We start from the raw sequence: 16,046 nt of genomic DNA, 5'->3' as shown, positions 1-16,046 counted from the left end.
TCGAAACTTGTATGATTAAGGCCTTGCCGATAGTCCAAGAGACGCTTAAACTGTCATGCGTTACTATGAATAAAAACTATCAATGAAAGCTATAAACGAAAACTATGGATAGAATTGGTAGCTAGGAACGATATAATTAAAAACCATATAGTGCCAAACCAAAAGATTTCATTTGCCAAGACGGCCAGTGATATAATCGGTCACACATCATCATAATACTGTCAGTCGTTTGTCATAATGAAGCTGTTGTTTAGGCAATAAAAATTGACGCTGCGGTGTTATCATACGATGTTGATCAATACTGTTAAATAAAACCTACCTAAAAAAAGTTAGACGTCAGTGCTAGCATAAGGACAATAAAATGAATATGGCAACACAAGATGGTAAGCTTTGGATGAATGGCACAATGATCGAACAGCCAGATGCTAAAGTTCATGTGCTTACCCATAGCTTGCATTATGGCATGGCTGTGTTTGAAGGCGTGCGTGCTTACCAAACCGCTGATAATCGCACGGCTATTTTTCGCCTAAAGGAACACACCGAACGTCTACTTGGTTCGGCAAAAATCTTTCAAATGGACGTGCCGTTTGATGCGGCCACGCTAGAGCAAGCACATAAAGATGTGGTAAAGCAAAATAACTTGGCAGAAGCCTATATTCGTCCGCTTATTTGGGTAGGTGCAGAAAAGCTTGGCTTATCTTCACGTGACAATAGCATCAATGCTATGGTTGCTGCATGGCACTGGGGTGCATATCTTGGTGAGGAAGGTATCAAAAATGGTATCCGTGTAAAAACCTCTTCATTCACGCATCATATGCCAAACGTCACTATGTGTAAGGCAAAAGCCTCAAGTAACTATCCTGTGTCTATCATGGCCAACCAAGAAGTCACTCGTAATGGTTATGACGAAGCTATCTTGATGGATCCGCAAGGGTATGTGTGTCAAGGCGCTGGCGAGAACTTATTCTTGGTAAAAGATGGCGTGCTACATACGCCAGATTTGGCGGGCGGTGCACTTGATGGTATCACTCGTCGTACTATCCTTCAGTTCGCGGCTGATCTAGACATCAAAGTCGTTGAACGCCGTATCACTCGTGATGAGTTCTACTTAGCAGACGAGATATTTATGACAGGTACCGCTGCTGAAGTGACGCCTATCCGCGAATACGATGATCGTACTATCGGGAATGGCGGCCGAGGACCATTGACTGAGAAACTCCAAATCCTATACTTTGATGTGGTTCATGGTCGTAACGAGCAATATATGGATTGGTTAAGCTTTATTGACTAATAAAGTCGTTAGTTTAAAGACCAAAAAGGCTGAACATAATTGTTCAGTCTTTTTTTTATGCTAATATAGCCATCATATTTATTCTTAAGATTAAAGTGAGCAGTCCATGCCAATAGATTCTAGTACAGCAGATAATAAAAATATCAAACAAATTATTTGTATTAAATGGGGTACAAAGTACGGGGCTGATTACGCCAATAAATTGTATGGTATGGTATCTCGCAATATTACGCCACCGTTTCGTTTCGTCTGTTTTACCGATGATACCACCGATGTACGTCCAGAAATCGAATGTCAAGAATTACCACCATTAGATGTCACCATGCCAACCAACACACTTGGCAAGTGGCCAAAATCACGTTTGTGGGGTGAGAAGTTAGGTGATTTGACAGGGACAGTATTATTTGTAGATTTGGATGTGATTATAGTAGATAGCCTCGATCCTTTCTTTGAATACGGCGAGCCAGACGATGTTATTTTGTCTTATAACCCGAGTAACCCATTAGAGCGCCTAGGGCAAACGTCTTGCTTTAGATTCAAGATAGGGTCGCTTGTCTCATTGCAAGAGAAATTCAAAGCTGATCCACAAGGTATCGCTGATGAGTATCGTTTTGAGCAGCGCTTCGTCACTCGTAATGCGCCAGGCGGTGTCAAGCTGTTTCCAAAGGCATGGGTCGCGCACTTTAGACGCAAATGCCGTCAACCGTTCCCACTTAACTACATCAAAGAACCAAAGATCCCCAAAGGCGCTCGAATTGTTATTTTCCCTGGCGACTTATATCCTACACATGCGATTGAAGGTAGATATAATAAAAATGCTGCTAACAATGCCAAAGATCACTTAAAAAGATTGACTGAGCCCAAAAATCTAAAAAGACCGCTACGTCACTTGCGTCATTTTATCTTGCCAGTAGGGTGGATCGAAAAGTACTGGAAAGAATAGGTCCCATTATATAGTTGAGTATTATCGCATTGCATTAGCACAGATAAATATTAGTCAGTGAACGGATAAAATTATGAATACAGAAGATACTATTAAAGTCTTTGTTGGTTGTGACCCAAATAACTGTGATCTAGAGCAGATGATGGTATTAGATTATAGTATTCATAAACATACCAGTGTACCCGTTGAGATAGTATGGATGCAGCTGTCACGCGATCCTAATAGCTATTGGTATTCTAATCCTGAGACTGGAGAGGGTTGGAATACCACTAAATGGTCAACGCCTTTTTCAGGCTTTCGCTGGGCAATTCCAGAGTACTGTCAATACTCTGGTCGTGCCATTTACATGGACGCTGATGTCATTATTTTAGATGATTTGGCAAAGCTGTGGCACCATCCTATTGAAGGACAGTCTGTTGTAGCTGCTAAGACTAATGCGGATATGACTCGGTTGTGTACATGCGTATGGGATTGCAAGGCGGCGAAAAACATTGTCCTACCAATTAAAAAACTCAGGAAAGATCCCAAAAGCCATAAAGAAATGATGGCTGTATTCAAACATAATAATCAGCTCATTGAGCCTTATCAGGATAGTTACAATTGTATAGATGGCGAAAACTTAGCGCTAGAAGATATTAGGATTTTGCATTATTCAGATATGGGTACACAGTTCAGTCATAAATATTCATTACCTAGAGTCAGTGAAGAAGGTATTGAGCATTGGTTTGACGGTGAAATAATGTCGCACCCAAGGCAGGATTTATCTGAGGTTTTTGATGAATATTATAACGAAGCACTTGCTGCTGGATACGATTTAGACAGTTATAGGGTAGAACCTTTCGGTCATTTTCCTAAAAAATCTCAAGAAGGTTATACCGGTAATAAGGTGACTCGTCCACACGCTTCTAAATCATTTTTTTCGAAGCTATTTAAACGCTAGTTTTTTAATGAAGCAATGATAAGCCTTTTTAAGAAGGTGAAAACTTACTCCATAGGTTATCGTGTATGAAGCAGCATAAAAAAACAGTGTTACTCGTTATTAATTGTCTACAAGGCGGCGGTGCGGAACGTGTCGTATTAACATTGGGGCAAGGGTTTTATGAATTGGGCTATGAAGTACATATTCTAAGATTTAAGCCGTTAGTACAGTATGACTTAAGTCCGAATCTTAACTACCATGTACTTAAGTTTAAGCCGTATAAACTGATACCAGGGGCACAAAGACGTGACCATATTTTTGCACGTGCTGTTGATAAATACGTGTCGAAAAATATCGGTCAGCCTGACATCATACTGTCCAACCTAGATCGTGCCGATAGCATTTTAAGTAATAGTAAACTGCCTAATATCACTTATATTATTCATAACACAGTATCACTACTCTATAAATTTAATAAAAATCACGACGCTGAGCAGTTAAAGCAAAGAATGATAGATATATATGCCAAGCATCCTTGTGTGTGCGTCAGTGAAGGCGCTCAAAAAGACTTTATCAAAAGCTTTGGTCATATTACGCCAACCACCGCCATTCACAATCCAATTGATAAAAACAGTATTCAACAACAAGCCGATGCTTTTGTCCCTGACTACCAGAACTATATTATTCATGTCGGGAGTTTTAAAGATGCCAAGCGTCATGATGTATTGGTAAATGCTTATGCAAAAACAGATCAATCTATGCCGTTACTGCTCTTGGGTCAAGGGAAGCATAGAAGTGAAACAGAGCGACTGGTAACAGAGTTAAGCCTAGAAGACAAAGTAATATTTTTAGGATTTCGTGATAATCCCTTTCCTTATATCAAAAATGCGCAGTTTAAGATATTGACCTCTGACTGGGAAGGGTTTGCTCTGGTCATTGCCGAAGCTCTCGTGCTAGGTACTCCTGTTATCAGTACCAACTGTCCATCAGGCCCAAGTGAATTGCTACCAGAACATAACTTAATGCCGATGGGTGATATTGATGCCATTGCCGAAAAAATGCAGCAAGCGATGAGTAATCCGCAAGCGTTTCATGCGCCATTCGATGAAGCGCTGCTACCAGTCAAAATAGCAGAAAAATACGTAGAGTTTGCTGAACAAGTCAATATTATGCATAAATAGTTCCAAATATTTTATACTCACAATGTCCATTTCTAAGAAAATTTAAAATGATTAATAGTGTTATTAGAACAAGAAAAAAAGAAGTTAAAAATAATAAAAAGAAAGTACTCTTAGTCATTAACTGTCTACAAGGTGGCGGCGCTGAACGTGTTGTTCTGACTTTAGGACAGGGATTCTATGATTTGGGTTATGAAGTACATATTTTACGGTTTAAGCCCCGTGTAGATTACGAGCTTAATCCAAAACTAAACTACCACTTTATTGATTTTAAGCGTTATAAACTGATACCAAAATTAGAACGTCGTGACAAAGTTTTTGCGTTCGTAGTCGATCGTTACATTTCAAAAAACATTGGTCAGCCTGATATGATACTGTCTAATCTAGATCGTGCAGATAGTATTTTAAGCAATAGCAAACTACCTAATATATTTTATGTGATTCATAACACAGTGTCTTTGTTATATAAATTCGATAATACGAATGCTGCTGACACACTAAAGTCAAAGATGATTAACATCTACTCCAAGCATCCTTGTATATGTGTCAGTAAAGGTGCTGAAAAAGATTTTGTTGAAAGCTTTGGTAATATTACGCCAACGATTGCCATTCACAATCCAGTCGATAGAGATTACATTCAAAAGCTAGGTGACGTATTTACTCCTGAGTACCAAGATTATATTGTTCATGTGGGGAGTTTTAAAGAAGCGAAACGTCACGATGTGCTGCTAAAAGCATATGCTCGAACAGATCAGTCTATGCCACTATTACTGCTAGGTAAAGGAAAGCTGAAAGACGAAATAGAGCAATTGGTAGTAGAACTCAACTTAGAAGAAAAAGTAGTATTTTTAGGTTTTCAGGAGAACCCTTTCCCTTATATAAAGCATGCTAAATTTAAAGTGCTAACCTCTGATTGGGAAGGTTTTGCCTTAGTGATTGCCGAAGCTCTTGTATTAGGAACCCCTGTTATCAGTACAGACTGCCCATCAGGTCCAAGTGAGTTACTACCAGATAACAACTTAATGCCGATGAGCGACGTAGATGCTATCTCTGAAAAGCTTAGCTTAGCGATGAAAAATCCAGAGCAATTCTTTTCTGAGTTTGATGGGTCGCTTTTACCTATCACAATAGCCAAAAAGTATATTGCATTCGCATCTGATTCTAAAATCAAAGAATATTCTTAATTCAACCACCACTTAGACCAATCGTCTCTGTGTAATGCTCGTAATGTGGCAAACGCACTATCAGTATGCTGTAGTTTTTCGAAAACAGATAACAGTATACTAGTGGCCAATTTATCAACTTTCTGAAATTTATTATAGCGTTTTCGCATATTTCTCAAGCTATCATCGGTACCGATACGAAAATAAGTAAGACCATCGTACAGAGGCAAGTCACCGGCATAAAGCATATCGGTTTTTTCAGTTAGCAATGGCATAGATTTAGCATTAGTGGATAACTGCAGAAAGTTTTTGGTTTCATAAGTACGTAAAGTATTCATTAGAGTTACGACATTCATCAAGATAGCTGCTCTATGAGTATTGTTTGAATGATCAATAAACGTATCGCAAGCAGAGACAATCCAGCGCAACGACAGATGTGTCAATAAATAGTCGCTCTCTGCTTCCCATAACTTTTCAAATTCAGCGAATGTTTTATCTATTTTGTACTTACGGCGCATTAGTATAATAAGCGTGTTGTGATAAAAGCAGAGCTCAGACTCACCAAGCGATTTGTATTTCAAGTTGTTCAAATGGTTCTCTAAATCTGTGCTTTTACGCTCATTGGTTAACGCTTCAATATCACACATTGATTCAGTAATGGTTGTTGCTTTCATCTCATCAAAGCTTCTATCATTATAGGTTTTGATAATCTTACCCGCATTCAATCTTTTTTCGCTTCGAAAGATCAATAGCAATTTTCTCTGCCAACTTGAAGGTGTAGCCATGTTATCAAAATCCTCTAAAAATATATAAAGATATTAGCGCCGTAATCTCTATAATATAAGTCTTAGAGATCATTGTTGTTTGTTTAGACTGAATAATACTGTTTATACCAATCGACAAATTGTTTGATACCTTCTTCTATACTAGTTTCAGGCTTAAAGCCAATATCTTCTACTAACTCATCTATGTCTGCGTAAGTAATCGGTACATCACCTGCTTGCATAGGCAATAAATTTTCTTGCGCTTTTTTGCCACAAGCGTCTTCAATGGCAGTAACAAAACGGCGCAAAGTGACTGGCTGATTATTACCAATGTTGTAAATCTTGTAGGGAGCAGTCGCTGTCGTAATAGTAGAATGCTGGGGAGAAGGGGCCTTATTAATTATACGAATAATGCCGTTGACGATATCATCAATGTAGGTAAAGTCACGCTGCATATCACCATTATTAAATACATTAATTGGCTCACCAGCTAGAATTTTCTTTGTGAACGAAAAATATGCCATATCAGGTCGACCGTAAGGACCGTAAACGGTGAAGAACCTTAACCCTGTTGTAGGGATATTATATAAATGGCTATAGCTATGTGCCATAAGCTCGTTGGATTTTTTGGTGGCGGCATATAGGCTGATAGGAAAATCAACACAATCAGTAGTGGTAAATGGCTGCTTTATATTCATACCATAAACAGAGCTAGAGCTCGCGTAGATTAAGTGTTTTATATCGTGGTGACGACAGCCTTCTAGAATATTAACAAAGCCAACCACATTTGAGTCGATATACGTATTAGGGTTTTCGATAGAGTAACGCACACCTGCTTGGGCACCTAAATTAACAACCGTATCAAATTGGTAGGTTGCAAAAAGCTCAGACATAGCTTCACGATCAGCCAGATCTAACTTAATAAACGTAAAAATTTCTGGATCTGATATCTCACCTAATATTCTCAAACGCGCTTCTTTTAGATCTGTATCATAATAGTCGTTGATATTGTCGATACCAACGATACAGTAATCCCTAGCAGATAGATCTATTTCTAGTATCGCCTTGATTAAATGAAAGCCAATAAAACCTGCCGCACCAGTGACCAGTATTTTCATTAGTCGCTCCCAAATAGATCGCGAGTGAATACTTTGTCTGCGACATCTTTTATATCATCAGATAAACGGTTTGCGACAATGACATCACTCATTGATTTGAAGGTGTCTAAGTCCTGAATCACACGCGAATTAAAGAAATCATCTTCTTTCAATACAGGCTCGTAGACAACGACTTCTATACCTTTTGCCTTGATACGTTTCATGATGCCTTGTATCGCAGATGCTCTAAAGTTATCTGACCCACTTTTCATCACTAGGCGATGTATTCCCACGATTTTTGGCTGTCTTTCGATGATTTTATCTGCAATAAAGTCTTTGCGGGTTCTATTAGAATCAACAATGGCTTTTATCAGGTTGCTTGGCACTTCATCGTAATTTGCTAATAACTGCTTAGTATCTTTGGGCAAACAGTAGCCGCCATAACCAAATGAAGGGTTATTATAATGGTTGCCAATGCGAGGGTCTAAGCCAATCCCTTCGATGATTTGTTTGGTCTCAAGTCCAAAGGTTTGCGCATAAGTATCAAGCTCATTAAAATAAGCCACGCGCATCGCTAAATAAGTATTAGAAAATAATTTGATCGCTTCAGCTTCAGTAGACTCTACAAATAATAGCGGTGCATCTTTTTTGACTGCACCCTCGAGTAACAGATTGGCAAATATTCGAGCCTGCTCAGACTGTGCGCCTACAATGATACGTGAAGGATAAAGGTTGTCATGTAGTGCCTTACCTTCGCGCAGAAACTCAGGCGAAAAAATAATGCGATCAGTCGCATAACGTTCTCTGATACTGGTTGTATAACCAACTGGTACTGTGGACTTTATAATGATAGTCGCTTGTTGATTCACTAACAGCACTTGCTCAATGACGGCTTCTACTGTGGAGGTATTGAAATAATTGGTCTTTGTATCATAATCAGTTGGCGTGGCAACGATGATGAAATCTGCATCTTTATAAGCTTCTTTGGCATTCAGCGTTGCAGAAAAATTGAGCTCTTTATGCAATAAAAAATCTTCGATATCTGTATCTTCGATAGGAGACTGCTTGGCGTTTAACAAGGCTATTTTTTCAGCGATGACATCGACAGCAACGACTTCGTTATGCTGTGCTAACAGCATTGCATTCGATAAGCCTACGTAGCCTGTACCTACTACTGCTATTTTCATAATATATCCAAGTAATTTTTAAGCTTTTATTGGTTTAAGTCAAGAATGAGTAATCATCATTATAGTTTAAACTTGGTCTGAATTCATTTGGGGACAGTATTTGTGGTATCTAACACGGAATTAGGCAGATAATCCAAGAATTTGTGCCTCATGGCTTGGCTAACTTTTTTATATAAACCTGACTCAAGAAGATCCAAACTTTGAATACAACCATATTTAACAGTTTTATCTTCTAAGGCAAGAATAAAATCTTCTACACTATGCTCATTTTTTAGATAGTTGATAGAGATATTAGGTTTTAAGTGTGCTTCGCCTTTTTGAATTTTTAGATGATTCATCAGTGTTATAGGATTAACTTGGGCGACATCTCTGAATTTATATTTTATCTGCTCAGTCAATAGTTGCGGATGGTTCAATAAATGGGACTTTAAGATATTTTTATCGACAATATGAGGGTAGTGATGAATTTCAAAAAACTGATTCATGCCCAGTATTTTAGCACTTAACATTTGCGCGATAGTATGTCTTGGCTGTATCGGTGTACCAAACAATTTAAAGCGTGATTTTCGAAAATTGAGCTTGGCATTCAAAGCAGCACTTTTACGCCATTCACCGTGAACGATTAGCTTCTCACTGTCTAAAAAGTCATCTATCGCCACTGGTTGATTAAAAAAGAAATCATCGTTCATATAGATAAAATAGTCAGACAGTCCTTTGATATTCCAAATCATCGTCTCAATTGATCGAGTGTTGAAGGTCGGTAAAAATTCCTCATAACCCGAAAATATGTCCTGATGATCAACGATGCGTATTTTATCTTCTGAGCAAATACCTTGCTTGGCAAACTCATCGACGAACGCTGGCTTTTGTTGATCTGTGACAATATATATATGACGACAAAAAGGCACATATTTGATGATAGAAGCAATATTATAATATATCTCATCGTCGCTGGCGAAACGCGTGTCAGTTATTGCGTCAGATGCCACTTCTTTACTTGGCTTATACTGTTCTCGCTTTTGTTTGAGTATAGGGTCTGCGCCATCTACCCAAGCAATGACGACATCTAATGTGTTTTCATTAGGCTGCTTCATAACTAATCCTGTTCTTTGCGGATACACATCTATGTTAGTAGCGATATTAGACCAGCTATGATATTTGCTGATGCGATTATTAACAAGGTTTAATCGATTTAGATAGTTAGACTAATTATAATTTTTTATAGAGATACCGTTAAATCCTGCTCGTACTTTACTGAGTAAATGCCGAGCACCAGCGGTAGGTGAGACTAGCATATAAAGTCAGAACGCTGCAATAATTATGACCATAGTTGCATTCATTTGGCTAACCTATCATGCCTATACCGTTAAAAAATCAAGCTGAGACACTAATGCCATCTATTATTCTGTTTATGTTAAAAGCGCTTGAAGGTCGCGGTGCTGAGCGTATGGTTACGACTTTGGCAAGCGCTTATGCAGATATGGGCTATCGTACTCATATCCTATGCTTGGAAGCGACGCAAGATATGCTACTAGACGCTCGTGTGCAATATCACATCGTGCCATATGATGAGATGTTTTCTGAGCAAAATCTCGACCCAGAATCTACGCAAGCACAAGCCTATGAATCAGTCGCTAAACGTATTGATGGTTACGTACGTAGCCAAATAGGGAAGCCAGATTTGATACTGGCTAATATCTATAAGATAAACTGGATTATGGCATATAGTCAGTTGTCAAATATCGTAAATGTACTGCATACAGCACTATCTAAGCAGTTCCAAAATCAGTTATTAGAGACGCCAGTACAGACTATAAGTCATTTGAAAATGGTCTATGGCGCTCATCCTTGTAGCTGTGTGAGTAAGGGTGCACGCCAAGACCTGATTGATCTTATAGGAAATATTACCAAAACCACAACAATCTATAATCCTTGTGATGCTGCTGATATAAATACCAAAGCAGCAGCATCTAGCCATCTTGAACATTTTGGCTTAGTAGATAAAGAGTACATTATACATGTCGCCTCATTTGATGACATGAAAGGTCATCGAGACTTGCTACAGGCGTATGCCAAAACAGAACGAAAGCTGCCGTTAGTACTAGTGGGTAAAGGTAGGCTTGAATCAGAGATTAAACAGTTGGCTGTCCAACTAAATATTAGCGATTGCATTAAGTTTTTAGGCTTTCAGACCAACCCTTATCCGATCATTGCCTCAGCTGCACTGATGGTACTCACCTCTAAGTTTGAAGGCTTCGGATATGTCATCGTAGAGGCGCAAGCACTGGGTGTACCAATAATCAGTACGGATTGTCCTTTTGGGCCAAGAGAACTATTACCTGAGCAAAACTTGATTGCGGTAGGTGATATTGATGGCTTGGCGTTACTCATCGATCAAGCCATAGACAACCTTACAGATTATATAGTGCCACTAAACCAGCAGTTGCTGCCTGAACATATTGCAAGACAGTACTTAGAGTTTGGTTCTGTTTTGGATTCAGATAAAATGAGGGTTTATAACGTGTAGTGGTTCTTAATTAAACGCAATTAAGTCGAGGTTATTAATTGTGAGTCATTAACTAGAAAGTGTCGAATAGCGATTTAGAGATAGGAGAATGATTGATGACAGGAACACCATGCGATTGATAGATTCTGCCGAGTAAGTTAAACGAAGGAATAATGCGCTCGTTCATGACTTTGCTGAGCATACTTGGTGCACTATTGTTTTTATTTTCATAAAATCGTGGTTGCTTACTGTTGAGCAGATCAATACCGTACAGATGAATACTCGCTGCTTGACGCGAAAACGCCAACTGCGCCGCTACATAAGCGACAGTACCTGCTTCCACAAACCCATGAGTAATGTTAAGAGAGACGCCGATGTCAGCCGCTTTATGATCGCTATCAATAATAAAGTTTGGATTATTGATAAAGTACGATAGCGGCATTTTTTTATTGAGTAATTTTTTCTTAAAGATAAGCTTATTAAAAGATAGCTTGTTTGACTTGACTCCCCATGGCCTATCCACTGGGTACAACACTCGCATGGCATGATGGTACGTTCGCATAATATCAGGGTGCGTGGTGGCCATCGCTTCAAAGACAGCTAATGTTGCATATAGAGGTTGACCCTTATAGTACTGCTGTAAAATCTCCGGCTGATGACTGATAAAGCGCGCATCACTGATGACGTAACCAGCAATATCGGTAAACTGATGCTGCCCAATCAGGCTGATACTGCCATTGACAAAAATAGTAGGCGTATCTAGTAGCTCTGATAACGGCAGCTGCTGTATAGATGGCCCTGAGGCGATAATATTGACGTCTTTTCCATGCAAGCTCTGTTCAGGTTCATTGGCATTAAACGCATTGATAATGATGAGCTCATTATCAATATTGAACCCAGCGGTAGCAGGTAATCTCAAATATAGCGCCATACTATTTTCCAGTCGTTTATTTCACCTATCTTATATCTTAATACACTGCCTTTACGCTAATTATAAATTGTCTACATATGGTTAATTACTAAGCATTTATTGCCAATGGTCTTTTAACCATGGGCTTGGCTTCACATGTCGATACCATTTACCGCCACTACCAGAAATCGCATCGGGCGGGTTGATCTCACCGTGGAAGATAACGATTTTTGCATCATCCGGCAGAGTAGGTGTGCGCACAAAGTTAAAAGGAATCGGCGCAATACATTGGTACTTAAAGCTGACACACCATGTCTTATCCCAATACTCTAAGTGGTGATGCTCACGCAAATAGTTAGAAAGGTAAGCCTGCTCGTGACGTACTTGGGTGCGAATAGTTTCAAAGTTTCGCTCAAAATTAGACAGCAAATCAGGATAGGTATTCATACCAATATTGAAGCGATAAACAGAGCTATTGCCAATCATACGCCAAGGTTTTTTCCAGTCGCGGATGATGACGACACTGTCTTCATGCACTGCTTGATAAGTAAAAAACGCATCGATATTATCGACAATGACGATATCAATGTCTAAAAATAGGGCCACACCTTTTAAATCATACAGCTCAGGTTTAAAAGTAGTCAGTTTTTTCCAACCACGTTCAGGACCTGCTGGTAAATCCATATCGGGTATCGGATAACAGGCAATCGCAGGGTCAATACCTGTGCTGTCATCGGTCAAGCAAACCATTTGGAAATCTAAGGTTAAATGTCGACTAACCATGTTGTAGAGACGATTGACGTATTCAGGACCATATTTGTCGCCCCATTTCATACAGATGATATAACGCTGTTCAGCAGCATTTGTGCTAGTCTGATTAGGATCTGTAGATGAAGTCTTAGTTACGTCAGATGTCATAATGCACTCGTATTGAGATAATAGTCAGATAAATGAAGGATTAATAAAAGTAAAAGAATATAGAGTTCAGCCAATATTAGCATAGCTGTGACTGATGGAACGTTTAAACTGATAGTACGTCTAAATAGTGCAACGTTAGGTTGGTGATGACTAATGATTGTCGAGCTTAGTGTTATCATTTTTAACAGCACTATCGTTTTTAGCATTGTCGATTTTAACGTTGTCGATTTTAACGTTGTTATTTCGAACGCTATCGTTGATATCGCTATCAGAACGACTAGAAACGCTAGAATGGTGAGATTGGATAAAGGCTGCTAAAGTCTCTTTATCTTTTCGGTAAGGGTTGCCTAAGTTTGGTATACGCTTAAAACGTCGATAGCCCCACATATAATGACTGTAGTTGTCTGTAATCATACGCTCCATGGCTTGATTGAGAGCATGAGTTGCCACTTCGGCGTTACGGTCGTATAAAGCAGGATTATCGAGTTTGTAGCAGTAGATATCAAAACCGCGTCCATCGGTACGGCGAATACAAGATAAGCCAACCAGCACACATTTGGTTTTGCTAGCCAGTTTAGAGGCAAGGGTGCTGGTCAATGTTTTGATACCAAAGAACGGAACAACAACACCGCCTGATGGCTCTGGAACGTGGTCTGGCAGTACAATACTAAAACCACCTTGCTTGAGCGTTTTAAACACGGCTTTAACGCCGCTACCATCAGTAGGTACCAAAGTCGCGTTAAGTCGCGCTCGACCCTGAAGGATAAACTCGTTAGCGAATTTGCCGTCAACTGGCTTATACATAATGGTTGGCGCACCAAACTGGTTGAGCCAAGCATTCATCATCTCCCAAGTGCCGAGATGCGGGACGATAGCAAGCATGCCATTTGGATTGTCAAGACCTTCTAAAAAAATGTCTTTATTATGGACATCACAAATCTGAGCGATACTCCACTCAGGAGGCATCGCCCAGCTTTTTATAGATTCAATACTGGTCAAACATTGATGATAGATGATGTCTTTAGTCAGCGCCCGTTTTTGCTGCTCAGACAGTGTGTGAGTAATCAGCGCCAGATTGATCTGAATGGTACGCATGATACTTAGACTGGGTATCTTAATGATAACCCACGCAACAAAACGTGCCAGCATCTGCAGTACAGACAATGGCACGACTTTGAAAATATGATACGGATTCATGACCACTCACATGGTAATGAATCACGTAACAAGCACTGTAGACAGCAACCGCGCATCATCAAACGATTTATTCAGCAGGCTTGCTGGTATCAGCTTGTGCTTTTTCACGCACACGGATACCAAGCTCACGTAGTTGTTTGCTATCAACGCCAGCAGGTGCTTGAGTCAGTGGGCAATCAGCCGTTTTGGTTTTTGGGAAGGCGATAACGTCACGGATAGAGCTTGCGCCTACCATCAACATAATCAAACGATCCAAACCAAATGCTAGGCCGCCATGCGGTGGCGCACCGAATTTTAGAGCATCAAGTAAGAAACCAAATTTGTCTTCAGCCTCTTGCTCACCAATACCTAAGGCTTCAAGTACAGCTTGCTGCATATCGTAAGTATTGATACGTAAGCTACCACCACCAATCTCAGTACCGTTCAATACCATGTCATAAGCGATAGATAAAGCAGATTCTGGATTGTTTTTCAACTCTTCAACTGAGCCTTTAGGCTTAGTGAACGGATGATGCATCGACGTCCAGCGACCATCGTCAGTTTCTTCAAACATTGGGAAGTCAGTCACCCAAAGTGGTGCCCATTCGCAAGTCGTCATTTCAAGATCTAGACCGATTTTTTGACGTAATGCACCAATCGCATCATTCACGACACTGACTTTGTCCGCACCAAAGAAGATAATGTCGCCATCTTCTGCAGCAGTACGCTCGATTAAGCTTACCAGTACGTCATCAGTCATGTTTTTGATGATTGGAGACTGTAAGCCAGACTCTTTATCCACACCGTTGTTAACGCTGCTAGCGTCATTGACTTTGATATAAGCCAAACCGCGTGCGCCATAAATACCAACAAACTTGGTATAAGCATCGATTTGCTTACGGCTTAATGATGCGCCACCAGGAATACGTAGAGCAGCCACACGACCTTTAGGATCGTTAGCAGGACCGGCAAATACCTTGAAGTCAACGTCTTTCATCAAATCTGCAACGTCAACCAACTTTAGAGGAATACGTAAGTCAGGCTTGTCTGATGCATAGTCACGCATGGCTTCTGCGTAAGTCATGCGAGGGAATTGCTCGAACTCAACGTCCATCATCGTCTTAAACAAATGCTTGATAAGACCTTCGTTGATGTTCATGATTTCTTCTTCGTTCAAGAAAGACGTCTCAATATCCACCTGAGTAAATTCAGGCTGACGATCGGCACGTAAATCCTCATCACGGAAGCATTTAGCAATTTGATAATAACGGTCAAAACCTGACACCATCAATAATTGCTTAAATAGCTGTGGTGACTGCGGCAAGGCAAAGAAGTTACCTGGACGGGTACGTGATGGTACAAGATAATCACGCGCACCTTCAGGCGTTGCACGAGTCAAGATAGGCGTTTCAACATCCAAGAAACCATGATCGTCTAAATAACGACGAATCGCTGAGGTTGCCTTGGCACGGAACACCATACGTTCTTGCATTTGGGGACGACGCATATCAAGATAACGATACTTTAGACGCAGGTCTTCAGATACAGTTGTTTTTTCGTCATTCAATGGGAATGGCGGCGTTTCAGACTTAGCCAGTACTTCAATTTCTTTGCCCAATAGCTCAATCTGGCCACTGGTCATATTATTATTTTCAGTACCTTCATAACGGCGACGTACGCGGCCAGTTATCTTTAGCACGTATTCAGGACGTACAGCATCTGCTGCTGCAAAAGCTTCTGGGGTATCAGGGTCGACCACGACCTGTAAGATACCAGCGCGGTCGCGCATGTCTAAGAAAATCACGCCACCGTGATCGCGACGACGATGTACCCAGCCTACGATACTAATGGTTTGCTCAAGCAAGCTCTCGGTTACGGCTCCGCAATACTCGTCTCGGTATTCGCTATGCGTCATAGTGCTTTGCGTCATAATATGGTTATCCAGTTATCAGCCCAATTCGAAGTACAATAATGCAGCCATTGCTGTGCGTTTC

14 protein-coding genes are annotated in these 16,046 nt (G+C 40.2%); 6 read left to right on the top strand and 8 right to left on the bottom strand.

Annotated elements, in window-relative coordinates; genetic code table 11:
• Nucleotides 1-361: 361 nt before the first annotated feature.
• The 5 genes from ACQKCG_RS10125 (at nt 362) to ACQKCG_RS10105 (ending at nt 5,515) form a co-directional block, all read left to right on the top strand.
• Nucleotides 362-1,291, top strand: coding sequence for a branched-chain amino acid transaminase (locus ACQKCG_RS10125; protein WP_201571838.1), 930 nt, complete (start codon nt 362-364; stop codon nt 1,289-1,291).
• 106 nt (nt 1,292-1,397) lie between these two features.
• Nucleotides 1,398-2,234: a glycosyl transferase gene (locus tag ACQKCG_RS10120; protein ID WP_102092851.1), complete on the top strand. Its 837-nt coding sequence runs from the start codon at nt 1,398-1,400 to the stop codon at nt 2,232-2,234.
• Between the two features lie 73 nt (nt 2,235-2,307).
• Nucleotides 2,308-3,174, top strand: coding sequence for a glycosyltransferase (locus ACQKCG_RS10115; RefSeq protein ID WP_201571836.1), 867 nt, complete (start codon nt 2,308-2,310; stop codon nt 3,172-3,174).
• Nucleotides 3,175-3,239: 65 nt separating this feature from the next.
• Nucleotides 3,240-4,334 carry a glycosyltransferase gene (locus ACQKCG_RS10110; RefSeq protein ID WP_201571834.1) on the top strand — a complete coding sequence of 365 codons (1,095 nt, stop codon included), beginning with the start codon at nt 3,240-3,242 and terminating at the stop codon, nt 4,332-4,334.
• A 47-nt stretch (nt 4,335-4,381) separates the two neighbouring features.
• Complete coding sequence (locus tag ACQKCG_RS10105) at nt 4,382-5,515, top strand: glycosyltransferase (RefSeq protein WP_102092854.1); 1,134 nt, start codon at nt 4,382-4,384, stop codon at nt 5,513-5,515.
• On the opposite strand, the gene ACQKCG_RS10100 is transcribed toward ACQKCG_RS10105, so the two are convergent.
• The 4 genes from ACQKCG_RS10100 to ACQKCG_RS10085 all read right to left on the bottom strand — a co-directional run bounded on the left by ACQKCG_RS10100 (nt 5,512) and on the right by ACQKCG_RS10085 (nt 9,636).
• Complete coding sequence (locus ACQKCG_RS10100) at nt 5,512-6,279, bottom strand: hypothetical protein (RefSeq protein WP_102092855.1); 768 nt, start codon at nt 6,277-6,279, stop codon at nt 5,512-5,514. The genes ACQKCG_RS10105 and ACQKCG_RS10100 overlap by 4 nt on opposite strands.
• Nucleotides 6,280-6,362: 83 nt before the next feature.
• Nucleotides 6,363-7,376 (bottom strand): NAD-dependent epimerase, encoded by a 1,014-nt coding sequence (locus tag ACQKCG_RS10095; RefSeq protein WP_201571833.1) that lies wholly within the window; start codon nt 7,374-7,376, stop codon nt 6,363-6,365.
• Nucleotides 7,376-8,542 (bottom strand): nucleotide sugar dehydrogenase, encoded by a 1,167-nt coding sequence (locus ACQKCG_RS10090; protein ID WP_201571832.1) that lies wholly within the window; start codon nt 8,540-8,542, stop codon nt 7,376-7,378. Before ACQKCG_RS10090 ends, ACQKCG_RS10095 begins: the two co-directional genes overlap by 1 nt.
• 83 nt (nt 8,543-8,625) lie before the next feature.
• Nucleotides 8,626-9,636: a Stealth CR1 domain-containing protein gene (locus tag ACQKCG_RS10085; RefSeq protein ID WP_201571831.1), complete on the bottom strand. Its 1,011-nt coding sequence runs from the start codon at nt 9,634-9,636 to the stop codon at nt 8,626-8,628.
• A gap of 260 nt (nt 9,637-9,896) precedes the next feature.
• On the opposite strand from ACQKCG_RS10085, the gene ACQKCG_RS10080 reads away from it, so the two are divergent.
• Nucleotides 9,897-11,069, top strand: coding sequence for a glycosyltransferase (locus ACQKCG_RS10080; protein ID WP_227673281.1), 1,173 nt, complete (start codon nt 9,897-9,899; stop codon nt 11,067-11,069).
• A 52-nt stretch (nt 11,070-11,121) separates the two neighbouring features.
• On the opposite strand, the gene ACQKCG_RS10075 is transcribed toward ACQKCG_RS10080, so the two are convergent.
• From ACQKCG_RS10075 to aspS, 4 genes are all read right to left on the bottom strand, one after another.
• Nucleotides 11,122-11,967 (bottom strand): hypothetical protein, encoded by an 846-nt coding sequence (locus ACQKCG_RS10075; protein WP_427585386.1) that lies wholly within the window; start codon nt 11,965-11,967, stop codon nt 11,122-11,124.
• 108 nt (nt 11,968-12,075) lie between these two features.
• On the bottom strand, nt 12,076-12,876 hold the full coding sequence (locus ACQKCG_RS10070; protein ID WP_201571829.1) for a glycosyltransferase: 801 nt from the start codon (nt 12,874-12,876) through the stop codon (nt 12,076-12,078).
• 150 nt (nt 12,877-13,026) lie between these two features.
• Nucleotides 13,027-14,073, bottom strand: a complete 1,047-nt coding sequence (locus ACQKCG_RS10065; RefSeq protein ID WP_201571828.1) for a lysophospholipid acyltransferase family protein — start codon at nt 14,071-14,073, stop codon at nt 13,027-13,029.
• A gap of 67 nt (nt 14,074-14,140) precedes the next feature.
• Nucleotides 14,141-15,967, bottom strand: a complete 1,827-nt coding sequence (aspS, locus tag ACQKCG_RS10060; RefSeq protein WP_201571850.1) for an aspartate--tRNA ligase — start codon at nt 15,965-15,967, stop codon at nt 14,141-14,143.
• Between the last annotated feature and the right edge of the window lie 79 nt (nt 15,968-16,046).

Source organism: Psychrobacter sp. NPDC078929 (genome assembly GCF_050267985.1).
GTDB lineage: Bacteria > Pseudomonadota > Gammaproteobacteria > Pseudomonadales > Moraxellaceae > Psychrobacter.
This window is presented reverse-complemented; position numbering and strand designations above follow the sequence as displayed.